Origin of the sequence: Bradyrhizobium sp. cir1 (assembly GCF_014198245.1) — a bacterium.
Lineage (GTDB): Bacteria > Pseudomonadota > Alphaproteobacteria > Rhizobiales > Xanthobacteraceae > Bradyrhizobium.
Map to the genome: position 1 here is coordinate 87437 of NZ_JACIHE010000006.1, position 22164 is coordinate 109600.

The 22164-nt window shown below is 63.2% G+C and carries 18 protein-coding genes and 1 pseudogene; 3 read left to right on the forward strand and 16 right to left on the reverse strand.

Going from position 1 to position 22164, the window contains the following annotated elements; all coding sequences use genetic code 11:
* Position 1 precedes the first annotated feature (1 nt).
* From GGD63_RS15110 to GGD63_RS15150, 9 genes are all read right to left on the reverse strand, one after another.
* The gene (locus GGD63_RS15110; RefSeq protein WP_183243258.1) at positions 2–1378 is read right to left on the reverse strand and encodes an ATP-binding protein; all 1377 of its coding nucleotides are present in this window, start codon (positions 1376–1378) and stop codon (positions 2–4) included.
* 1 nt (position 1379) lies between these two features.
* Positions 1380–2054 carry a response regulator transcription factor gene (locus GGD63_RS15115; protein WP_183243260.1) on the reverse strand — a complete coding sequence of 225 codons (675 nt, stop codon included), beginning with the start codon at positions 2052–2054 and terminating at the stop codon, positions 1380–1382.
* Positions 2055–2218: 164 nt separating this feature from the next.
* Positions 2219–5575, reverse strand: coding sequence for a CHAT domain-containing protein (locus GGD63_RS15120; RefSeq protein ID WP_183243262.1), 3357 nt, complete (start codon positions 5573–5575; stop codon positions 2219–2221).
* Positions 5576–5651: 76 nt separating this feature from the next.
* On the reverse strand, positions 5652–7247 hold the full coding sequence (locus tag GGD63_RS15125; RefSeq protein WP_183243264.1) for a hypothetical protein: 1596 nt from the start codon (positions 7245–7247) through the stop codon (positions 5652–5654).
* Positions 7248–7257: 10 nt separating this feature from the next.
* Positions 7258–8493 carry a CHAT domain-containing protein gene (locus tag GGD63_RS15130; protein WP_183243266.1) on the reverse strand — a complete coding sequence of 412 codons (1236 nt, stop codon included), beginning with the start codon at positions 8491–8493 and terminating at the stop codon, positions 7258–7260.
* A gap of 45 nt (positions 8494–8538) precedes the next feature.
* Positions 8539–8808 (reverse strand): hypothetical protein, encoded by a 270-nt coding sequence (locus GGD63_RS15135; RefSeq protein WP_183243268.1) that lies wholly within the window; start codon positions 8806–8808, stop codon positions 8539–8541.
* Positions 8809–8879: 71 nt separating this feature from the next.
* Positions 8880–9653: an SDR family NAD(P)-dependent oxidoreductase gene (locus GGD63_RS15140; RefSeq protein WP_183243270.1), complete on the reverse strand. Its 774-nt coding sequence runs from the start codon at positions 9651–9653 to the stop codon at positions 8880–8882.
* Between the two features lie 132 nt (positions 9654–9785).
* Entirely contained in the window at positions 9786–10343 is a 558-nt protein-coding gene (locus GGD63_RS15145; RefSeq protein ID WP_183243272.1) for a MarR family winged helix-turn-helix transcriptional regulator, read from the reverse strand.
* A 352-nt stretch (positions 10344–10695) separates the two neighbouring features.
* The gene (locus GGD63_RS15150) at positions 10696–11040 is read right to left on the reverse strand and encodes a hypothetical protein (protein ID WP_312013274.1); all 345 of its coding nucleotides are present in this window, start codon (positions 11038–11040) and stop codon (positions 10696–10698) included.
* Positions 11041–11105: 65 nt separating this feature from the next.
* Between GGD63_RS15150 and GGD63_RS15155 the strand changes: the two genes are divergently transcribed.
* The gene (locus GGD63_RS15155; RefSeq protein ID WP_183243276.1) at positions 11106–11579 is read left to right on the forward strand and encodes a hypothetical protein; all 474 of its coding nucleotides are present in this window, start codon (positions 11106–11108) and stop codon (positions 11577–11579) included.
* 20 nt (positions 11580–11599) lie between these two features.
* Here GGD63_RS15155 and GGD63_RS15160 read toward each other — a convergent pair whose 3' ends face one another.
* Positions 11600–11821: a DUF1127 domain-containing protein gene (locus GGD63_RS15160; RefSeq protein ID WP_183243278.1), complete on the reverse strand. Its 222-nt coding sequence runs from the start codon at positions 11819–11821 to the stop codon at positions 11600–11602.
* A gap of 153 nt (positions 11822–11974) precedes the next feature.
* Between GGD63_RS15160 and GGD63_RS15165 the strand changes: the two are divergent.
* Positions 11975–13553 (forward strand): annotated as a pseudogene (locus tag GGD63_RS15165) (winged helix-turn-helix domain-containing tetratricopeptide repeat protein).
* A gap of 205 nt (positions 13554–13758) precedes the next feature.
* Here GGD63_RS15165 and GGD63_RS15170 read toward each other — a convergent pair.
* Positions 13759–14682 (reverse strand): ornithine cyclodeaminase family protein, encoded by a 924-nt coding sequence (locus GGD63_RS15170; RefSeq protein WP_183243280.1) that lies wholly within the window; start codon positions 14680–14682, stop codon positions 13759–13761.
* 144 nt (positions 14683–14826) lie between these two features.
* Entirely contained in the window at positions 14827–16389 is a 1563-nt protein-coding gene (locus tag GGD63_RS15175; RefSeq protein ID WP_183243282.1) for a winged helix-turn-helix domain-containing protein, read from the reverse strand.
* 396 nt (positions 16390–16785) lie between these two features.
* Between GGD63_RS15175 and GGD63_RS15180 the strand changes: the two genes are divergently transcribed.
* On the forward strand, positions 16786–18324 hold the full coding sequence (locus GGD63_RS15180) for an FAD-dependent monooxygenase (protein WP_183243284.1): 1539 nt from the start codon (positions 16786–16788) through the stop codon (positions 18322–18324).
* Here GGD63_RS15180 and GGD63_RS15185 read toward each other — a convergent pair.
* The 4 genes from GGD63_RS15185 to GGD63_RS15200 all read right to left on the reverse strand — a co-directional run bounded on the left by GGD63_RS15185 (position 18316) and on the right by GGD63_RS15200 (position 22036).
* A complete protein-coding gene (locus GGD63_RS15185; protein WP_183243286.1) occupies positions 18316–18666 on the reverse strand; it encodes a hypothetical protein in 351 nt (116 codons plus the stop codon). The two genes, GGD63_RS15180 and GGD63_RS15185, sit on opposite strands and share 9 nt — an antisense overlap.
* 413 nt (positions 18667–19079) lie before the next feature.
* Complete coding sequence (locus GGD63_RS15190; protein WP_183243288.1) at positions 19080–20168, reverse strand: TRAP transporter substrate-binding protein; 1089 nt, start codon at positions 20166–20168, stop codon at positions 19080–19082.
* A 202-nt stretch (positions 20169–20370) separates the two neighbouring features.
* Entirely contained in the window at positions 20371–21501 is a 1131-nt protein-coding gene (locus GGD63_RS15195; protein WP_183243290.1) for an Mrp/NBP35 family ATP-binding protein, read from the reverse strand.
* An 85-nt stretch (positions 21502–21586) separates the two neighbouring features.
* On the reverse strand, positions 21587–22036 hold the full coding sequence (locus GGD63_RS15200; RefSeq protein ID WP_246785481.1) for a VOC family protein: 450 nt from the start codon (positions 22034–22036) through the stop codon (positions 21587–21589).
* Between the last annotated feature and the right edge of the window lie 128 nt (positions 22037–22164).

Here is a 22164-nt window from a genome sequence, read left to right on the forward strand (position 1 = left end):
GTCAGTGCCGCGCCGCGTCCGGCTCAACGCCGCCTGCCTCCGCCAGCCTGAACCGCAGCGTGAACTCCGCGCCGCCGCCGGGAAGGTTCGCCACCGCCACTGTCGCGGCGTGATCGTCCGCAACGCCACGCACGATCGAGAGCCCGAGGCCGGCGCCGTCGCTGCGCTGGCGGTCGGCGCGCCAGAAGCGCTGGAAGATCAGGTCGCGCTCGGCCTCCGCAATGCCCGGGCCGCAATCGCGCACGCGCACGGAGCCGTCCTCGCCGACCTCGACGTCGACCGATGTATCCTTCGCGGTGAACTTGATGGCATTTTCGGCGAGGTTGAAGATCGCGCGCTGGAGCATTTCGGCATTGCCATGGATCAGCACCGGCGCATCGGTGCCCTTCAGCGCGATGTCCTTGTGCTGGGCGAGCGCGAACGGCGCGATCGAGCCGACCACCTCGGTGCAGACGGCGCGCAAATCGGCGGTCTCGCCGGGATCGAGCACCAGCGTGTCGAGCTCGGCGATCTCCAGGAGCTGGGCGACGATGCGGCTCATGCTCTCGATGTCGGCATGCAGCGCCTCTCTTGCCGCACCGTCATGCAGCGTCTCGATCCGCGTGCGCAGGATCGCAAGCGGCGTGCGCAATTGGTGCGCGGCATCCGCCGTGAACTGGCGCTGCACCCGAAAGCCGTCCTCGAGACGGTCCAGCGCCTGGTTCACGGCGGTGACGAGCGGCATGATCTCGCGCGGGATCTGCTCCGTCGGCAGGCGGATGTCGGTGCGCGCCGGGCCGATATTGCTGGCTTCCTTCGAGGCCTTCCATAGCGGCGCGATCGCGCGGCGGAAGATGATGATGTCGGTGGCGAGCAGGACCAGCAGGATGGGGATGGTGATCCATCCCACCCGCCGGAAGAAGTTCGAGATGATGTCGTCGATGATGACGTCGCGATGCGAGAGGTCCTCGGCGACGCGGATACGCACCGTCTTGCCCTCGATGACGCGCGTCACGCCGGCGCCGGAAATCGTTTCGGACAGCGGCGGCGCCGGTGTCGCGGCGCCCGCCTTGCGGCGGGATGAGAACAGCACACGGCCGTCCTCATCGCGGATGTCGTAGAGATAGCGGCCGTAGGCTTCCGAATAGAGGCCTCGCAGGCTGTCCGGCAGAATGAACGTCAGGGTGCCGTCCGCCTGCGGGACGATGCGCTCGGCGAGCACCTCGGCCTGGGCGCGCATGGCGTCGCGATGGAGCTGGTCGACCTCCGAGTTGAGGAGCCAGAACAGCACCAGCGGCAGGAAGATCGCGACCACCGCGACCGCGACGATGTGCAGGAACACGATGCGCGAGATCAGCGATTTGAACGTCGGCCTGGCGAATGACCGGACGGATGGCACGCTATTTCTCCTCGGCCATCAGGTAGCCGACGCCGCGAATGGTGTGGATCACGACCTTGGCGCCGTGTTCAGTGAGCTGCTTGCGCAGCCGCGAGACGTAGACCTCGACCGCGTTGGAGGCGACCTCGCCTTCGAGGCCGAAGATGTGGTCCTCGACGTTCTTCTTCGGCACCACCCGCCCCTGCCGGCGCAGCAGGATCTCGAGCACGGAGGTCTCGCGCGCGGAGATGATCCGCGGCTGGTCGTCGACGAAGATCTGGCGGCTTTCGGTGTCGTAGACGAGGTTGGCCAGATGCAGCGAGCGGCCGAGCAGCTGGCCCGGCCGGCGCAGGATCGCCTCCAGCCGCGCCACCAGTTCCTCCATCGCGAACGGCTTTGCGAGATAGTCGTCGGCGCCGCTGCGCAGGCCGTTGACGCGGTCCTGCAGGCCGCCGCGCGCCGTCAGCACCAGCACCGGCAGCGGTTCCATCTGCCGACGCAGCTCGCGCAGCACCGACAGGCCGTCGCCGTCGGGAAGGCCGAGATCGAGGATCATCGCGGCATAGCTGACGCTGCTGACCGCCTCGCGCGCCTCGGCCGCGCTGGCCACGATGTCGCTCTCATAACCGGCCGCCGACAGCCCGGCGGCCACGAGCCGCGACAGCTCGGCATTGTCCTCGACGATCAGAAGGCGCATCGCATTTCCCGCCGGATGTCCCGGTATCCCAGCGCGGCTCGCGCCGCATCTAGGCTCTCTTCCCCCATTCGTCCGGTTTCGGCCAGCGAAAAAGCACCGGGCAGGCCGGCCTCGAAGGTCCTGTCAGCTTCATGTAAGCGGAGGCGACGGATAGATCCCTCTACCTAGGAGGCATCCGAGGCGCGTGCGAACGGATTGCCATACACGGAATAGGCCAGCCAGGTCAGTTCCTTCCGGTTCTTGGCGGCCTCGCGCGCGGCGCGGACGGCATCGACCAGCGTCTCCCCCTGCTTGAGCGAACGATAGAACGCCTCGGCAAAGCTGTAGGCCAGCTTGTCGTCGACCGACCAGAGCGCGCCGACCAGCGCGCCCGCGCCGCGTTCGGAATAAGGCCGCAGGAACGCATCGACGAAACCGGCGACACCTCCGCCGATGCCGCGCCCGGCGCGCCCGGTCTGACAGGCGTTGATGAAGACCATCGGATTCGGCCCGCTCTCGGCGAAGCGGGCATACGCCTTGACCTGATCCGCCGAGAGCGAGTCCTGGGCAAAATTGCCGTCGACCTTGGTGCCCGTCATCAACAGGTCGGCCGTCATCACCGCCCGCTGTGCCGCCTCGCCATGGCAGGCAAAGTGCAGGACGTCGCAGTCCTTCGCATCCTTCTGCAGGAAGCTGGTCACGGCGATGCTCTCGGCCGTCACCTCGCGGGGGCTGCCGAACAGCTTGGCCAGCATCTGGCGTTCGGCATCGGCGCCTTCGAGCCGCAGGCCGGGATCGACATAGGCCGGGATCACGTAATTGACGCGATCATTGCGCATGGCGAGTTGCGGACCGGGCCACGGCGTGCTGTGCAGCCAGCGCACCAGCCCCCATTCCGCGAGGAAGCCCTTCCCGTCCGGTCCGGACTTCCGATCGTTGATGTAGAGCAGCTCCCAGGGAACGAACGGCTCCTCGGAGATGACCTGGATCGCGCGGATCGCGTCGCGGTGGGTCCACAACGCCTCGCGGACCCTGTCCGGCAACAACTCGTTTGCCATGACGATTCCGTTGGCCTGCAGGCGCGACAGGAACTGGTCATACAGGCGGTTCGTTGCGAGCCACGCGCTCTCGATGCCCTTGAAGATCTCCGCAACATAGACATCGCGCGAGAAGCCGCCCGGAAGCGTGCGCGATTCCGAAACCGCGATGTTCGGATCGACGCAGGCAAGATCGAAACGCAGCGTCACCTTGCCGCTTTCCACGATCTCGTAGATCCGCAGCACCGCCGGCTCGTCCGGATGTGCCGCCATGGCCAATCCGACCTGGCTCCGGCGCAAGATCTTGCTGTCGGCGTCGACGAACACGGGGACCAGGGCAAATGACGCGAGAATGCGCGGCCCCTGCCGTGCTTCGACCAGGATGTCGGCCGCGCCTTCCGCGGTCCCCTCCACGACGAAGCGGAGCGACTCCGCCCGCTGATCCCGTGGTAGCTCGATCTCGGCGCTGGTGTCTCCGATAACCCGGCAATTCTTGCGCGCGATGACCTCGACGACGATCGCGCGGGCCGTATCGACATTGACCGGCGCATCCAGGGCGGCCGAGGCCGGGCTCTCCGCGGCCTCGATCTTCTGTCGGGAGACCGTGACGAACAGCGGGACCGGCTTCTTCGGCGGCGGATGAGACTCGATCTCCGCCGCGAAATAGCAGGCCGCAGTTCGCGAACCGGGCGACGTCGATCCCGATGGCGGCGTGTCAGCTGCGGCGGGCGCCACTGTTGCCTCGGCCGGCCTCGCCGAAGGAGCCGAGCGCGATCGCGTCCGTCGCAATGTGAGAGTGTCCGACACGGGGCCGGATCCGGGGCTTTCCCATTCGCGTGCAGCCAAGTTTGATTCAAGCGGGCTTTCGGCAATGGACGCCACTCCCCGCCTCGATCGCCGCGGCGGCGGCTGCTGCAGGTCGATTTGTACCGGGGCCCGATCGGGACGAGCCGCACCAAGACCCAGCCACTCGCTCAATTTCGAGGGCACGATATCCGTCGCAAAATACGTGGTGTGAAACACGTCGTCCGTATCGCCGAAAGCGAACGTCGCGTCCTTCGCAAGGCGTGGGCCACGGGTCCCGAACGACGTCATCGACGCCGTATCCACCACCAGGTCATTATCAAGCTGGAACAGGCGATTTGTCACGCGATCGGCAATGAACTCGGCGAACTCCTTGGTCACGCCCTTGTCGGGTGCGATCTGCGCGACGAAATTCGACGTGATCGCATGATAGGCTGCGAGCCTGTCGAGAGGACCGGCCGCGCCGTTCAACGCCTTGACCAGATCGCTCGTTGGGCGCATCGCGGCAAGTCCGGGCACCCGGCCCTCGTCGATGGCGACTTCGGAAAACGCCTGGACGAAACGGCCGACGGTCTTGATCCCCTGCGACACGACGGGGCTCAGCGCAGCGCCTCCTGCGAGGAATGAAACGGCACGGACGCCGGCCATGATCCCGTTGGTGTAGAGGTCGATCATCGCCGCCCAGTTCTCGGGCTCGGCCAGATGCGTTCCGGCATTGGTGCAGCCGACAAAGATCGCCTTGCCGAGCCGGATGTCCGGCCGCTTGTCCGCAAGCAGATTTTCGACCACGCGATAGACCAGTCCGCCGCGACTGTGGATGACGGCATCGATCGAGGAATTTTTGGAGATTCCGAGCGCCTGCAGCGCGGCAACAAGAGCGGCCGCATTCTCTGCCGGTGCGACCGTCAGGGTCTTGTGATCGAAGCCGAGCACGGCGTCGTAATGCGCGCTGGCCTTCGACAGAAACGCCTTCCCGCTGTCGGAGCCGGCAAGCTGTGCGAAGCCGCTCGCCGTCGACGAGAACGTGCCATGCACCATGAGCAGGATCTTCAGCGGACGGTCCTGCGGCAGTCGAGGCCGCGCCGATCGCGCCGGTGTCCATGCCGCCGGATCGAGCCCGGCCATCACCACGATGCCCTCTTCCCGGTCCCCCTCGATGTAGTCGGTCGCCACATCGATCGCCGTTCTGGCGGCGAACTTCAGCACATAGGCACGGACCGGATCGATCAGCTTGTCGGACACCCAGTCGAGAACGGGACCGCGCTTGCCGCCTGCGGGGGCGACGCCGCGCGCCGAGCCCCTCGTCCCGGCCGTCAACGGAAATACCAGAACCTGTGCACCCCCGCGCCGCCTCGACGGTTGGCCCGCCGCTAGCGGATAGGTCCAGGCATAGACGCCGCCTGCGCCCTCGATCAGGACCAGCGCCCGTTCAGACGGGCCAACCTCGACCTCGATCTGCGTCGGCGTCGTTGCGTCCCGTCGCAGCGCACGCGTTCCCGGACGCGTCGGCACCATCTCGACTTCGGCCGCGATGGTGAAGTCGGACGCCGACAACGCTCCCCTCAGCTGATCGGCGCCACCGATCTGGCTGGCAGTGCCCCGGCGAAATCCGCGGCGGACAGGGCCGTCCTGAACGATCCTGATTTCGACATCGTCGGGACTACGAACCACGATCCCGTTCGCCACTTCCAGTTCAGCCATGACTTCGCCCCTGTCCAGACGACCTGCTTCGTCGCGTCCTCATATGGCGCACGGGCTTTGCGAGCCCGGCGTGAGATCAAGACCTGAGCTGCGTGCTCGGCTGAGACGCCGGCGCCGCCCATTCGAGCCGACTGCCATCGAGCGCCGACGACTTCCGGATCAGCTTGTTGGCCTCGATGTAGGCTTCCGCGGTCGACGGCACGAGATAGCCCATGACGAAGCCGAGCACACCGAAAAGAGCGACGATGAACCCGTAATGCAGCCAGGAGATATACGGCATGTTCAGACCGAAATGTCTGCTCACCAATGTGAAGCCGATGAGAAGGCAGAGCATTGAAGACGCCATCACCACCGCATGGGTCGCGCCGTCCCTCAGCCTTGCCTCGTGATAGTCCAGTCGATCGGCCCTCAGCCGCACGTCGAGAAGAATGCTCAGGACCACCGTATTGGCCATGAAGATCAGCGACAGCAGCGAGCTCGCCGCAAGCGGATGGCCGCTTGCCAGCCAGCCGGGCGCGATCGGGATCGTGCTGTAGGTGATCCAAAGCACGAAATTTCCGATCAGATAGGATAGCGCCCCGAAGACCACGTAGGAGCGCCAGGGCAAGGCGTACAGCGAGGGGCGCGCGAAATTCGTCGAGGCCTTCGGGTAGATCGCAAAGAAGATCGAGATCGTGAGGGCCACCGCATGCGCGGCGGAGGAGAGGCCTCCGGTCAGCGAGTCCACTTCATAATTCTTCGACAGGTTCATGAAGAACAGCGGTGCGACGGAGACCACGAAGTCGAGCAGGAAGATGATCACCAGGGGTGCAAACGGCAGCGGCTGGGGGAGAATGGTCTGATATCCGAAGCTGGAAATCAGCTCCATCCGGGAGTCGCGCCTGTCGACGACCGACAGCGCAGCCTCGGCCAATCGACGCTGGTACGCGACGCGCAGATCCTCGCATTCCTCCGCGATGAAATCGGAAATCTCGAGCACCAGCTCCATCGCATCCACGTCCGACACCGTGATGTCTTCCGTCAGCAGGAGAGCGCGGGCCGACCGTCGCAGCATGCGCCGATATTGCTTTTCCATCTCGTCAAAGGCGGCTTTCCGGGCGCGGAAAAATCTCGCGAACCGCTTGTTGCCGCGCAGCTCGACGAAACTGGTATGGAGGGAAGCAACCTGCTTGATCATGGTTGCCGCACCGACGGCGAGCACCTGGTTGTCGTCATTGAGCGCTTTCTCGATCAGCCCGGCGGGAACGCCGTACCCTTCGAGCTCGCGCTGCAACTCGGGCCTTGCCCGCTCCGTCACGCTGATGGGCGACCGCGCGATGGCCACGATGACGGTCTCCACGACCTGCGGGTAGCGTGCCAGCGCCTGCGCCATGGTCCGCAGGAAATCGATTACCCACCGGAGCAGCGGCAGGTGGGGTGCCAGCACCATGAAGGCGATCGTCGCCGGTATCGAAACGACAAATCCGATTCCGCGGGACAGCAGGATCGCGACAAAGAAATAGAACACCACCGCGATCGCGACGTAGGCAAGAACCGCGAAATAATAGCGATCGCGCATCACGGCATAGCGGATGTCGGTGATTTCGAAGGGCGCATGAAAGTCGATCGCGCTGACGACGCAGATCGCAATCGCACCGAGGCAGAGAGCGACGATCGGGTCAAGGCTCTGCATGGATGAAAACTCACTCCGATCCGGCCCGGTCCACGAAAATTTCCCCGTCGAGGCCGCGCATGTACAGAACCGGCGAAATCCATTCGGCGAACTGCCGCGCCTTCAATTCGGCCCGGGTATGCGCCAGGGCGGCCTGAATCGAAACGTTTTCCGCCAGATAGGTGTAGAACGTATCGGCGAAGGCGAGACCCATGTTGTCGCTGATCTCGAACTGCATGGCGATCACGGCGGGCACGCCTCCCTGAATGAGCTCGGCGGCGGTGCTCGAGAACAGAGAGCCGGGCTCGCCCTGCGCGCCGCTGCAGGAGTTCAGCACGACGAGACTCGGCGTTTGACCGGGCTGGGTCAGGAACGCTTTCAGCGAGTCGGCATAGAGCCTGATCCCCTTCGACCCGCCCTCCTCCTGGACCACGATGAAGCCCATCTGCCGCTCGGGATCGTGGCCGCCATGCCCGATGAAGTGAAACAAGTCCCACCGCTTGCCCTCATCTCCCCTCAGAAAGCGGCGATTGAGATCCCGAGCCTTCGCCGAGGGGATCCAGGACAGCTTCATCCGCTTGCCGTCATTCAACTCGCTCAGCGCCTTCTTGATCGCGACCTGCTCGGCATCGACCTCGATCTCGTCCAGCGGGAATCCGTTCAGGACCTTGACCCGCGCAGCCATGCCCAGCATCCGTATCGGCCTTGCCGCGGACACCCGGCGCTCCTCGGCATAGTCGTCGACGGCCCGCATGAATGGCGTGCTTTGCGACGTCGTCACGTAGAAGCGGTTCTTCTTGTCGTACATCGTTTCCCAGGGCACGTAGGCGAGCGTGGGATCGGTGACCCGCAGACGGATCAGGAACGGCTGATCGTCCTTTCGCGCCGCATGGGAACATTCCTGATAGAGCTCGAGGATCTTGCGCTGAAAGATGAACTCGAAGAGCTGCGATCCGATCTCCTGCACGATCCGTTCGTCCGACCCCGAGGTCAGACCTCCGGCAGCGTCACGGAGAGCGGGTCTTGCTTCATCAGCGCCATTTGCCGCGGCCGCAGCATTCTCGTTTCGCGGGCGCAACGCCACGTCGGCATTGCGCGCGGCAGCGCACTGGAGGATTGCTTCCTGCAACGGCCTCAGATTCTGACGAAAACTCGGCTTGAGCTTCTCGACTTCGATCTCGCGGCTCGATGAATTGTAGTCCGCGACGATGCGGCAATGACTTTCGCCACAATCTTCAATGGTCAGATTGAAAACGACTTTCGCCACGACGCAACCCTCAGCCGCGCAACAGCCGGCGCAAAAACCTCACGCCTACTCAAAATCTATACCGGACAGAAAAGCGCGCAACGGGCGAATCGAGCCGGTGCTGTTCTCCGCATCCACCGTGCCGGCATCCTGCCGGTCTGTTTTCCGTCCGGGACGCTCACCATCCATGGTCGGCGTCCGATCGAAATCCAATCGAATGATCGTCAAAACGACGCGGAACCATGGCGTGCGCACCCGGCCGCGGCTGGCGCACCGCATCGCGGCCATCGGCGCAGAGCGGAAGCTTGCCGGCTCCTGGGCTTTTTCTAGAGCCAATTTCCCGGCACGATTGTGAGCCGTTTCACATCTCCCGTTTTATTGATCCCGCCCGTGGTGTTAGTTGCAGGCTACGCCACCGGAAGCTGCACGCCCGTCAGCTCGGCCAGTCTGACGATGAGCGCGTCCTGGAATGTCGGGTCGGTCGCCTCACCGGCCGGCTGCTCCTGCCGGAGGTGATGCCAGTAGCGGCCGCTGACCATCGCGGCCGGCTCTTCGCTAACGGCGAGCCAGGACTGCGTACGCTGTCCGGTGTCGAGATCCACGGGGGCACCCGCACCGCCCATTTTGGTGCGCACCCAGCCGGGATCGACCGCGTTGCTCAGGACGTGCGGCCAGCGCCGGGCGAGTGCGTAAGCCAGCGCGACCGCGTGCAGCTTGCTTTCGGCATAGGCCTTCCCCGCATCCCAGCTTCGCTGGGTCCAGTCGAGGTCGCGCAATGAGCCCTCGCCGCCGCGATGCAGGCCGCTGCTGAGATAGACCAGCCGCTTCGGCCGCGCGATCAGGGCCGTCAGCATGTACGGCGCCAGCGTGTTGATCGCCAGCGTGCCGGCATGGCCCTCCGCGGTCGGGCCGCGGCTCCGCTCGGTGTAGACGCCGGCATTGTGGATGATCGCATCCATGCGTCCGATCGCATTGACCTGGTCTGCGATGCTCTTGGTCTCGACGGCGCTTCTGAGGTCGCCGATCACGATCCCCGCAGCATGCGCGGCGAAGTCCGCGATTGCGGCGGCGCGCTCGGCCGATCGCGCGTGCAGCACCACGCGGTGCCCCTGATCGAGCAGCGATTGCGCGGCCGCCCGGCCGAGCCCATCCGTGCTGCCGGTGATGAAGACGATCGCCATGCGCTGCTCCCTCGGTCTTCGCAGAACGCAGCCGACTGTAGCGGCCCTGCGCTATGCCCTGCGATATTGTTCGTCGCTGACCTTCTCCATCCAGTCAACGTCTTTGCCGCCGGCCTCCTGCAGCTGAGCTCTCTAGCTCCGTCCCTCGAAATAGGCGCAAAGCAGGGTCGTGTCCTTTTGCGCGATGGCTTTCCGAAAGAATTGGCACCTGAAATGCCGGTCCTTCCCCTCGCCCCTCTCGATCAGGAACACGCATCCGGTGCAAACGTCGGCATGATGGCGGCGCTTGGCAACATCGAGCCCGCCCAGGACGCGGCGAAGCGTATCGCGCAGCTGCGATCGATCGGTGACATCGAGTGCCACAAGCCGATCTCGCAGAGCGTTCATCGGATCATGCTCTAGGAATCTCTCGCCCGCTCCCGTGAGACAGAGCGCAATCGAACGCTTGTCCTCTGCAACTGGCTTGCGGACCATCAATCCCTTGCTCTGCAGCACGGCGGCAATCTGCGATGCGGCGCTGCGGGTCGTCCCCAGGAAGCCGGCAAGAGCGCTCGGCGTCCTCGAAAACCTGTTTGCGCGGGCGAGATAGCGCAAGGCCATCCATTCCCGATCGCTCAGACCCGAAAGGCTGCCTTCAAAAAGCCAACTGTCGGCCGATTGCACCAGGAGCTGTAAAATCTCAATTGCCATTGTCACTGATAAGTCCCCAGGGCAACGGCCGTCGTGGCATCTCGATCCGGGATCGAGAGCCGCCGTATTCGGTGAAGGTTGAATTCCAGTCGGGACTGGTTGGGTCCGGCACACCGTCCCGTGAAGCCGGAACGGCGGTGGTGATACCGCCGCGACCTCAGCCCGATTGCAGGATTCCGATAGCCTGATCGTTCCGCGAAAGGAACACCGAAAAACTACGTACCGCACTCACGTCGAGATGGAGGGCATCAGGTCCCGCGCGCCCGAATAGAACGATCGAAGTCGCACCGGACAGTTGCCCCGCTCCTGAAGGCTTACCGCACACGTAGCCTGAAGGATGAACACGGCAGGTTCAATGCCCTGTGCGATTGCCCTGCTGCTCATCTGGACACCACCGCGCGATCAGGAAGGAGCCACCAGCCACAACAGCAAACAAGCATGCCACCACAAGGATACTCGTGGACAGCGCGATCAAGCCGCGCTCAAAGGCGTTGATCGCGGCGGTGCCAAAGGTCAGCCAGCACCCGATCGCCACCACGTGCGACACGGCCTGCACGACCGCGCACCGCGCCACCGGCTTATAGTTCAGAAACCGCAACAGCAGCGGGCCACCCCCGAATGCAAGCGCGAAGGCCCAGACGACAATCAAGATTGGCAAATCAAGAAGACTGTTCAAAATGGGGGACAAGACAAGCACCCTGAAGCATTCAGGGTTTGACGGCCCGAGCTGCGAAGAGGTTCAACGCATCACAGCCACAGCAGATGAGTGAGCACCCGGCTTTCGGCCCGTTGTTCGATCCAGACGGCTTGAGGGAGGTGAAAATCCCTGGTCAGCTTTGGGCGTCGGCCCTGAGTGGAGAAGACAGGACTGGAGGCGAAGTCGCGGCGAACTATGTGGCAGCGATTGCACGCGACCTCCCGGTCAAGCCCGACTATCATCTCGTACCGAACGCCGGCCATTACATATTCCTTGCGCCCCGCACGCCGGAGCTGGCGAAGAAGCGCCCGAGGTCTGCACCGGCAGACCTCGCTTCGATCGAGCCGCGTTTCGCGCGGAATTCAATGCCGTCGCGCTGGCTTTTTTTCGCGAACATTTGGCAGGAGCTGGTCATTCGGGCGTGTACTCATAAACGCGCAGACGTCAGCCTTTTGGGTCAAAGCAGAAATTTTCTGCTCAATCAGAGTATTTCCGATTTTGACCCGAAGCAGACTTCACCAGCGCGGCGCTCAAGTTAGACGTGCGATATCGCGCCACGTCAGACATCTCGCGGGTCGATTTCGGGGTGCGAGGCCAAGTACTCGATGTCGCTATGGGCAATGCCAATATCGTGCAGGTCGCGGCTGTTCATGCCGTACAAGGCGGCCCGCAACTTCCCGCGACGGCGCTGTTTCTGAAGCGCATTCCTGGTTCGTTCGATGAAATCTGTAACTTTCCGGGTCAGCACGGCAGGCTGTCCCAATACTGTCATCATGCTCATGGCGGTCTCTCCTTGGGAGGGAGGCCACATGATGCCAAGGGGTGGACGAGCGCGCTTTACTTGCTCCTTACATTTTCGTCACTGGCGGCTTAATCTTTGACCGATCGGCGTGTTGGAGCCTGGTGTTCGAAAGTTCCTTAGGGAAACGGTAGCTTGCGTTATCTCTTCGACAGCTGCGCTTTGGATACCGACCGCCGCGAGTTGCGTCGCGGCGCCGAATTGGTTGCCGTCTCGCCGCAGGTCTTCGACTTACTTGAATACCTGATCCGCAACCGGGAGCATGTGGTCAGCAGGGACGAGTTGATCGAGGCCATATGGAAGGGGCGAATTGTCCCTGAGTCGGCACTCACGACCCGACTGAATGCCGCTCGAAGCGCCATCGGCGACACGGGCGAAGAGCAGCGCCTCATCAAGACCCTTCCACGCAAAGGCTTCCGTTTCGTCGGATCAATTCAGGAAGCGACAAGGCTCGAGGGCGAGGCAATCGGCGATGCTCCCGTGCAGGGGGCGATACCGGATCTTTCGTTCCCTGAGAAGGCCTCCGTGGCCGTTCTCCCATTTACCAATCTTAGCTCCGATCCGGAACAGGACTACTTCGCTGATGGAATGGCCGAAGAGATCATTACAGCGCTGTCCCGGTTCAAAGCCCTGTTCATCATCGCGCGCAACTCGAGCTTCACTTACAAGGGGCGTCTCGTCGATGTGAAGCAAATCGGGCACGAACTTGGGGTGCGCTACGTGCTGGAAGGCAGCGTCCGAAGCGCGTTGGGCCGCATGCGCATCACAGGCAAGCTCATAGATGCCGCGACCGGGGCACATCTTTGGGCCGACCGATTCGAAGGCGATGTGGGAAACGTCTTTGATCTGCAGGACCAGGTAACTGAGAGCGTGGTAGGAGCCATCGCACCAACGGTTGAAAAAGCAGAGATCCAGCGCGCGAAGTGTAAGCCAACAGAAAGTCTCGATGCTTATACAATCTATTTGCGCGGATTGGCTAAATTTTATCAGGTAGATCTCAACCGGCGGACGATCGACGATGCATTGCAGCTGTTCAACAGCGCGACTGAACTCGATCCTGATTTTGCGGTCGCGTACGGTCGTGCTGCCTCTTGCTACGCGTATGGAAAGGGGAACGGTTGGTTTTCAGGCGCCGAGGAAGAGATTTTCGCGGGCAACATTCCTCGCCAGACGGGCCGCCGAATTGGGCAAAGATGATGCAATCGCACTCAGTGGGAGCGGGTGGACTTTCGCCTACGTCGTTGGTGATTTCGAGCAGGGTGCAGCCTTGATCGATCGCGCACTTTTTCTCAATGTCAATTTGGCAGAGGCTTGGCACTTTAGTGGATGGATTAAAAACTGGCTCTGCGAGCCGGATCTGGCACTTAAATCCTTTGCGCACGCCATGCGTCTGAACCCCTTGGATTCGCGGATAGCAGGCATGCGAACTGGGACGGCATATGCGCACTTCCTGCTGGGCCGCTATGAAGAGGCAGCGTCTTGGGCGGCAATGGCATTGCAATACAATCCAGAATTTCCTGCCGGACTACGCGTGGCCGCCGCGAGCAACGCGATGGCCGGCCGACTCGAACAGGCACGCAAGGCCATGGCGCGTCTCCGGCAACTCCGTCCCGCGCTCCGGGTATCCAACATACAGGACCTGGTGCCTCATCGGCGGGCTGTTGACCTTGCGCGATTCGAAGAAGGGTTGAGGAAAGCCGGATTGCCAGAGTAACCTCGATTATCTAGGCAAACGCCTGATCGAAGGAGGCGCAATGTCAGCAATTGGCCCAACTGCGAAGTTGCGCCGCGTCCGACGGAGGCCCGCTCATCGTGCCAGACCGGACCAGATTTGCTCAACCTGAGTTATTCGCAATTTGACCCCTAGCAGACCTCATCGCTTCGCAACAAAAGCACTGATGCGCAACGCGCCGGTGTCTTCACGCTGAACGGGCCGCAGAATTCGTGGCGGCATGAAGCTTAAGCACCAACTCCGCGGTCGCGATATCTTCGACAGCAATACCGACCGACTTGAATATTGTTGTCTCCGTCAGGGGGCTCGCTTTAATCCCAGCAAATAATTCCCCGGCCTCGGCATAGATCGGCGCGTTCGACAGGATGACGTCGCCGGATTCTTTCAGGGCCGCCTCACGGGAATCGACAACGAGCACATTGCTCATCGCTTCGTCGTCAAGCTCGCGCCAGGTTGGTCGCGGCGAACCCACAGCGTTGACGTGAGCTCCGGGTTTGAGCCAGGATCCCTTCAGGACGGGCTCAAGTGCGTTTGTCGCCGTCACGATCACGTCGGCGCCGCGGACGGCGGATTCAGCGTCCCTGCACACGCAGCCGTGTTCCTCGGCAAAGCGCTGGGCATGTCCAGCCGTTCGACTCCATATTCGCACTTCATCGAACTTGCGCACTTGCCTGAGCGCCTGAAGGTGCGCCTTTGCCTGAACTCCGCTGCCGAGAAGTGCCAGAACCCGGCTATCGGATGCTGCGAGGCGATCTGTAACGGCCGCCGAGACCGCCGCGGTGCGCATCTCGGTAATGAGCCGTCCATCCATGACCGCGATCGGTTCGCCTGTCGCCGGACTAAACAGGATGACCATCGCCATGTGCGTGGGGAGGCGCTTCGCCGCATTGCCTGGGTAGAAGCTGACCAGCTTCAATCCCATCGCCTTATCCATCGCGGCCGGCATGATCCCGAGGTAGCGCTTTCCCTCCTCGAGCGTTAGCATGCTGCGTACAGGCTGTAATGCGCGCCCTGTCGAGAACGCCACCAGGGCGCTTTCCATGGCGGCAATGAGATCATCCCACCGCAGCACCCCTTGCACGTCGCGTTCGTCGAGATGGGTCACCGGCATCAAAACGCCTCCTCCGAGCTGGCCGTGATCACTGGCTGAAGCAGGGTGCGTGCGGGGGACCAATGGTGTCTTGAAGGTCCTCCTAAATAACCCCTAAAAATGCTTAGGAGCCATCGACAATGCCCTTTTCTGGAGGCGACGTCCTCAGTCGGGGAGGCCGGCGAGCCGCAGCCCTTGTTTAAGCGTGGCAAGGTCCTGCGGGCGACGGAGGGGTATTCGCTCGCTCAGGTTGGAGATGGTGTGCAAGGGGTCAGCCTCCCGCAAACGCCCGACCATTGCTGCAGCTTCATCCAGCCGTCCTGCCAGGGCATTGCTCGCTGCGCCGGCGCGAAGGCCGGCAAGGAAATGGGGCTGCAGACGAAGCGCGTCGAACGCGAGCGCGATCGCCACTTCATAGCGGCCGGCGAACAGGTGAGCGTAAGCGGCGGCGGCCGACATGTTGCCGCGCAGCGGATCGAACGGGCTAAGGCGCATCGCGCGGGACTGGTCCTCGATGGCTTGCTCGGGTTCGCCAAGGTAGACGCACACCCAGCCTCTGAAATGCCAGGCAGCCGCATGATTCGGATCGAGTTCGAGAGACCTTTCGATGAATGCTCGGCCGTTCTCGAGTTGAGCGCCCGTGTAGGCGAGGATCAAACCGCCACGGGCAAGAGCGATGGCGTCGTCTTTACCCAATTCCGTAGCGAGCGTCGCAAGGCGCAGTGCTTCAGCGCTCTCCTTGGTGCGGTCCAGCATCCAGCCGTTGGCTTGACGCCAACCGTAGCACCACGCGCCCATGCCGTATGCGGAGGAGTAGTCCGGGTCGAGTTCGATCGCCCGGTACAACGCTTGGAGCGCGTCGCTTGTGCCACCTTTGGTCGCGCGATTAATCCCGGCCAGGCCGCGCAGGTAGTGGTCGTACGCCTGCAGGCTGTCGGTTGGTTTGTGGCCCGCGCGCTCGATTTCTGCCCGCTCCAATCTCGGACGGATCGCCCCGACTACGGATGCCGCGAGCTGATCCTGCAGATCAAACACATCCGTGACGTCGCCTTCGATGCGATCGGCCCACAGGGTTACGTCGTTCGAGGAGTCGACCAGTTGACCGGACAGACGTAGCCGCTTGCCCGACTTGCGCACGCTGCCTTCCAGGACATAGCGCACGCCGAGTTCTCGGCCGACCTGCTTCACCCCGACCGAACGACCTTTGTAGATGAAGCTCGAATTGCGCGCGATCACGAAGAGCCAGCGCACGCGCGACAACGCGGTTATGATCTCCTCGACGATGCCGTCCGCGAAATAGTCCTGCTGTTGGTCGTCGCTGAGGTTTTGAAACGGCAGGACCGCAATGGAGGGCCCGTCGGGTAGCGCCAACGCGGTCCGGGATTCGGCGCCCACGCTTGCACCAAAGCTTTCCGACAGCGGCGGCGGGCCGATGTACCGATAGCCCCGCCGCGCCAATGTCTCGATCCAAAGCTCTGCCCCTGGCTCAAGAGCCAACTCGCGGCGCAACGCGGCGATCTGCACCGACAGGTTGTTCTCTTCGACGGAAAGGCCTGCCCATGCGGCCGCGATCAGGGTGTCCTTGCTGACCGGCGCACCGTGGTTTTCGAGCAGCACACGTAATACAGCGACCGCTCGCCGGCCGGCTCCAAGCCGCTCGGCACCTCGAAATAACACGTCTCCCTCGGCATCGATGCGGAAGGGGCCAAATATATAGGCATTTGTCACGAGACCTATTGTATCACAAAACCGCGGTGCGAAATAGATCGAGCTTGTGACCGCTTCTGGCCCTTCTCGGACCTCGTGCTATGTCCGCTACTGCGCTGGCTGCTGGGGGATAAGCGGACATCGCGGATTTATGAGTACACGTCCTAGCTCGCAAGAGAGGCCCGTTGACGCGGCCGCGATCAAGCAGCTAAATTGACCACGTCGGAAAAGGCAGACTTGGTCTGGTAAGCCCAAGTCCTTTCGGTAACGAAAGCTCTGGTCTTTGGCCTCAGGCCTGAGATCCCCACGACGAACACGATCGCTGTTGAGGCGATCACACGTTCGTCCGTGAGGTCTCAAATCTGGGAAACGCTCCGGTCGAACATCGACAGTCGAATATCGACAACGGAGCATTTTATGCAGCCCTCCCACACGATTCCCTATGACGTGATCATCGCCGGCGCCGGTCCCGTTGGCCTGTTTCTGGCTTGCGAATTGCGGCTTGCCGGCTGTTCGGTGCTGGTGCTGGAGAAGGCACAAGCCCCGCACTCCCCGCTGAAGAGCCTGCCGTTTGGTCTGCGCGGCCTTTCGGTGCCGACCATCGAGAGCCTCGACCGCCGCGGCTTGCTGGATGATCTGAAGGCCCGCGCGGTGAGCCGCGACGCGCCGGCAGCCGCGCACTGGATGCAGCAGCAGCGACGCCCCGGCGGTCATTTCGCTGGCATCCAGTTCTTCCACGACCAGATCGACAGCACGCAATGGCCGTACCGCCTGCCCGGCCCGATCGGAAGCGTTGCGGCCGACATGACGAGCATCGAGTCCATTTTTGCGATCCGCGCCGAGGCGCTGGGTGCAGAGATCCGGCGCGGCTGCAGCGTCGAGGCCTTCACGCAATCGATCGATGGGGTTGCCGTCGAGGTGACTGGCGCAACGGTCAACGGCCGCTGGCTCGTTGGTTGCGACGGAGGGCGTAGCGGCGTGCGAAAGGCGGCCGGTATCGGCTTCACCGGCACCGAGCCGGAGTTCACCGGCTATTCGGTGCAGGTCGAGCTGTCCGATCCGAGCGCGCTTAGGCCGGGTCGCCATTACACGCCTTCGGGCATGTACACATTTGCCGCGCCCGGCACGTTCGCGATGGTCGATTTCGATGGCGGTGCGGCCCACCGCACAGAACCGCAGCACGACCATATCGAGGCAGTGCTCCGCAAGGTCTCAGGCATCGACGTAAAGGTGACCGCCCTGCTGCTCGCGACCACCTGGACCGATCGTGCCTATCAGGCAACCGGCTATCGCGAAGGCCGCGTCTTGCTCGCGGGCGACGCCGCGCACGTCCATTCGCCGCTGGGCGGCCAGGGCCTCAACCTCGGCCTCGGGGATGCCATGAATCTTGGATGGAAGCTCGCAGCGACCATTCGTGGCGATGCGCCGGCGCTCCTGCTCGACAGCTATTTGGCCGAGCGACATCCGGTGGGCGCAAAAGTGCTCGACTGGTCACGCGCCCAGGTCGCGCTCATGCGCCCCAGCAGGAGTTCGCGCGCGCTCGAAGCAATCGTTCGCGATCTGATCGACACACGCGACGGCGCGACCTACTTCGCCGAACGCGTGTGGGGCGTCTCTCTCCGCTATGACCTTGGCGCCGGCCATCCTCTGGTGGGCCGAAGTGCGCCCGACTTCAAATTCGCCGGCGGGACAAGACTGAGCGAGCGCCTCAGAACCGGAAAAGGATTGTTGCTGGATTTTGAAGCCCGCGCTTCGCTTCAAGCGCTTGCGAGCCGCTGGGGCGACCGGGTCAACTATCTTGCGAAAGACGTGAAGGATCGATTGGGCCTGACCACCTTGCTCGTGCGCCCCGATGGCGTCGTGGCCTGGGCGAGCGAAGATGCTTCGGACAGTGAGGAAATATCTCAGGTCACCGCGCGATGGTTTGGCGAGCCTGATGCGCTGACCCTAAGGTAACTGCAGTCGATGCCTCTGAAACGCGGCCCTGAGCTCTGCCAGTTGATCGCCTGTTGCGCCCAACTCCGCCTCGGCTCGATTGGTCGGCAAGTCCACGTAAGCGATCGGCTGATCGAACTGGCTCGCCGTGAAGTCGTACCTCTGCCCTCCGATCCGATTATAGAAATGGTCGCCGGCCGGCAGCGGGGTCTTCAGCAAGTCACCGCCGAAGAGCTCGTGAATGAGCAGCGACGTAACGTTGCATTGGCCTGCCGCCGGATTGTCCGCCGTCCATTGGCTGGCTGTCGACAACGACCATGCCTTGCGCAGCGCGCCTTGAATCTCATCGGGATCGAAACTCATCGTCATCGCCCGGATCAGCGCCGAAGTGAAAAATTCGGATTATGCGATTATCGCTTTCTACCACTGTTTTGCCCGACGAGTCAAAACGACCTCATTGCTCGGCTGAGCCCCAACTCCATCCGCCCGTCATTGCGAGCGCAGCGTCTTGTCCGCCGAAGCCTTGGCGAAGGCGGAAGCAATCCAGGATCGTTCCGCAGAGGGACTCTGCAATGATGACTCCGTCCGGCCGATTTGCCCCGATGCTTCAAACTGTTGGCCACATTCCAGAGGCAACGTGCCCTCACCCACCTCTACTGTGCATGGGGTTGTTTTCGAACTTTTTTGTTTGGCAGCTTCAGATGCGCCGCAGCAAACAAAAAGCCCGGCCTCTGCTGGAGGCCGGGCTTTCCGGTTCTTGCGACTTGCTCGAAAGATCAGCCGCGGGTGCGCGAGCGGATCATGAAGGTGTCGTAGGTGTATTCGGCGACCTGCCACCACAGATATTCGTCGGAGCGGTAGGCCTGCATGGCGTCGATCGACTTCTTGAAGTCGGCGTTCTTGGCCGAGGTCTCCGCCCACAATTCGTTGGTCGACTTGAGGCAGGCTTCCAGCACCTCGTTGGTGAACGGACGCAGCTGGGTGCCGCCGGCGACCAGACGCTTGAGCGCCGCCGGGTTCTGCATGTCGTAGCGCGCGGCCATCCAGCTGTTGGCGTTGGCCATCGCGTTGGTGAGGATCGCCTGATAGTTCTTCGGCAGCGAATTCCACTTGTCGAGGTTGGTGAAGGCGTGCACCATCGGACCGCCTTCCCAGAAGCCCGGATAGTAGTAGTACTTGGCGACCTTGGCGAAGCCGAGCTTCTCGTCATCGTAGGGGCCGACCCATTCGGCGCCGTCGATGGTGCCCTTCTCCAGCGCCGGATAGATGTCGCCGCCGGCGAGCTGCTGCGGCACCACGCCGACCTTCTGCAGCACCTGGCCGGCGATGCCGCCGATGCGCATCTTCAAGCCGGAGAGATCGGCAACGGTCTTGATCTCCTTGCGGAACCAGCCGCCCATCTGGGCGCCGGTGTTGCCGCAGGCGAAGCCGATCACGTTCGACTTCTTGAAGAACTCGTTGCCGAGCTCCATGCCGCCACCCTGGTACCACCAGGAGTTCTGCTGGCGCGCATTGAGGCCGAACGGCACCGCGGAGTAGATCGCGAAGGTCGGGTCCTTGCCGACATAGTAGTACGAGACGGTGTGGCACATCTCGACCGTGCCGTTCGAGGTCGCGTCGAGCGCCTGGAGACCGGGCACGATTTCGCCGGCGGCGAACACCTGGATCTGGAACTTGTTGTCGGTCATCTCGGCGACGTACTTCGCCACCTGCTCGCCGGCGCCATAGATGGTGTCGAGCGACTTCGGGAAGCTCGAGGTCAGGCGCCACTTGATCTCGGGCGAGGACTGCGCGATCGCCGGCGAGGCCACGGCGGTCGCCGCCGCGCCTGCTGCCGACACTTTGAGAAAATCACGACGCTTCATCTTCAGGTCTCTCCTTGCTGGGGCGTTTCCCCTTAACTTCTCTTATGCCGCCGCTCATTCCGGCGACGCGTCCGGGCCGCGTCGAACCGAAGGGGCTTGACTGCCGTGGGCCTTTAACACGGAAGGCGCGCTTTCGGAACGCGACAATGGCATGACGGGGCTCTACGAAAGTCGCATGTTCCGATGGACCGGCCTCTCCGCTTCAGGCCGCGGCGATGACGCCCCTGAGCTGGTCCCGGACCTGTCCCGCAATGGCGCGGTAGATCGCCGCATGGGGACCGTCCGGCTCGCTGTCGACGACGGGATTGCCGGCGTCCGAGGTCGCCCGAATCGCCATGTGCAGGGGGATCTCGCCAAGGAAGGGGACTCCCAGCTTCTCGGCCTCGTGCCGCGCCCCGCCATGGCCGAAGATGTCGGATTTCGTGCCGCAATGCGGGCACTGGAAATAGCTCATGTTCTCGACGATGCCGAGCACGGGCACGTTGACCTTCCTGAACATCGCAAGCCCGCGCCGGGCGTCGATCAGGGACAGGTCCTGCGGCGTCGAGACGATCACGGCACCCTTCAGCGGCACGTTCTGCGCCAGCGTGAGCTGGGCATCGCCGGTGCCCGGCGGCATGTCGACCACGAGCACGTCGAGCTGGCCCCATGCAACATCGCGGAGCATCTGCGTCACCGCCGACATCACCATCGGCCCGCGCCAGATCATCGCGGTCTCCTCTTCCACCAGGAAGCCGATCGACATGATGGCAAGGCCGAAGCGCCGGAGCGGAATCATCTTGCGCTCGCCATCCAGCTCCGGCTTGTCGCGCAAACCGGTCAGCCGCGGCACCGAGGGGCCGTAGATGTCGGCATCGAGCAGCCCGACCTTGAGGCCGAGGTCGCGCAGGCCGAGCGCCAGGTTGAGCGCAGTGGTCGACTTGCCGACGCCGCCCTTGCCCGAGGCCACCGCGATGACGGCGGCGACGCCCGGAATCTCCGACTGCCGCGCCATGGGCGACCCACCGCCCTGCGGCGGCTTGTGGGCATGGACCGGCTGCACGCCCGGCGCGCCGCGGCTCGGCGCCGGAGGCGGCGCGGAGCCAGGCTTGCGTTCGGCGGTCAGCGCCACCAGCACGGTGGTGACGCCGGGAAGGCTGCGCACCGCAGCCTCGGCCTCGCCCCGGATGGGCTCCCAGGCCCGTGCCTCGGCGGCATCGACATTGATCGAGAAGAACACCTTGCCGTCGGAGGCGCTGATCGGGCTCAGCACATTGGCATTGGTGAGCGCAACCCCGCGCGGCGACTTGATCCGGGCGAGGCTGTCGAGAACCTGTTGCTGCGTCACGCTCAAAGCGCATCTCCCAAACGGGGCATGATCGGGTCAGATCATGCCCAATGCTTCAGGATGCCCCATTAGAGCGGAAACGACCAAAAGGCTACTGCCTGCCGATATCGTCAGCCATCTCGGCCGGCGCGGCGCCCTGCTCCAGGGCCGCCTCGTAGTTCAGCTCGATCATGACCCCGTTGGGGTCGTGGACGAAGATCTGCCAGAGGTCGCCGCCGGGCACCTGGCGGGAGTCGAACTTCATCCCTTTGGACGTCAGCCGCTGCTTCATGCCGTCAAACCCGCGGCTGACGAAGGCGACATGGTGGACAACGCCGGAATCCGGCTTTTGTGGCTCCGAGGTCGGAGAAATATCGACGAGGTGCACCACCGGCTTGCCCTCGCTGTACATCCAGGCCCCCGGGAAGGCGAAATTCGGCCGGGGGCCTTTTTCCAGGCCTAGCACGTCTTCGTAGAAGCGGACCGTCTCGGCCAGATTCCGGGTCCGGATGTTGAAATGATCGAGGACGCCAACGCTCACGCCGCCCAAACCCACACCCATGTTTCGCTCCCTTGTTTTGAAGTTCTTGGGGTCCGCCATCCTAGCACATGAGGGCGCCAAACGAAGCCGTTGCCCTCCGCCCTTAAGGGTTTATGGTGCGCCCGATCCGCTTCCTCGCGGAACCCTGA

Bases quoted from the DNA above. Each gene is read 5' to 3' on its own strand.
- GGD63_RS15155 (WP_183243276.1), top strand. From the start codon at position 11,106: ATGAGTGAGCACCCGGCTTTCGGCCCGTTGTTCGATCCAGACGGCTTG.
- GGD63_RS15125 (WP_183243264.1), bottom strand. From the start codon at position 7,247: ATGCAGAGCCTTGACCCGATCGTCGCTCTCTGCCTCGGTGCGATTGCG.
- GGD63_RS15120 (WP_183243262.1), bottom strand. From the start codon at position 5,575: ATGGCTGAACTGGAAGTGGCGAACGGGATCGTGGTTCGTAGTCCCGAC.
- GGD63_RS15190 (WP_183243288.1), bottom strand. From the start codon at position 20,168: ATGAAGCGTCGTGATTTTCTCAAAGTGTCGGCAGCAGGCGCGGCGGCG.
- GGD63_RS15115 (WP_183243260.1), bottom strand. From the start codon at position 2,054: ATGCGCCTTCTGATCGTCGAGGACAATGCCGAGCTGTCGCGGCTCGTG.
- GGD63_RS15140 (WP_183243270.1), bottom strand. From the start codon at position 9,653: ATGGCGATCGTCTTCATCACCGGCAGCACGGATGGGCTCGGCCGGGCG.
- GGD63_RS15170 (WP_183243280.1), bottom strand. From the start codon at position 14,682: ATGCCGGTGACCCATCTCGACGAACGCGACGTGCAAGGGGTGCTGCGG.
- GGD63_RS15160 (WP_183243278.1), bottom strand. From the start codon at position 11,821: ATGAGCATGATGACAGTATTGGGACAGCCTGCCGTGCTGACCCGGAAA.
- GGD63_RS15200 (WP_246785481.1), bottom strand. From the start codon at position 22,036: ATGGGTGTGGGTTTGGGCGGCGTGAGCGTTGGCGTCCTCGATCATTTC.
- GGD63_RS15185 (WP_183243286.1), bottom strand. From the start codon at position 18,666: ATGAGTTTCGATCCCGATGAGATTCAAGGCGCGCTGCGCAAGGCATGG.
- GGD63_RS15145 (WP_183243272.1), bottom strand. From the start codon at position 10,343: ATGGCAATTGAGATTTTACAGCTCCTGGTGCAATCGGCCGACAGTTGG.
- GGD63_RS15180 (WP_183243284.1), top strand. From the start codon at position 16,786: ATGCAGCCCTCCCACACGATTCCCTATGACGTGATCATCGCCGGCGCC.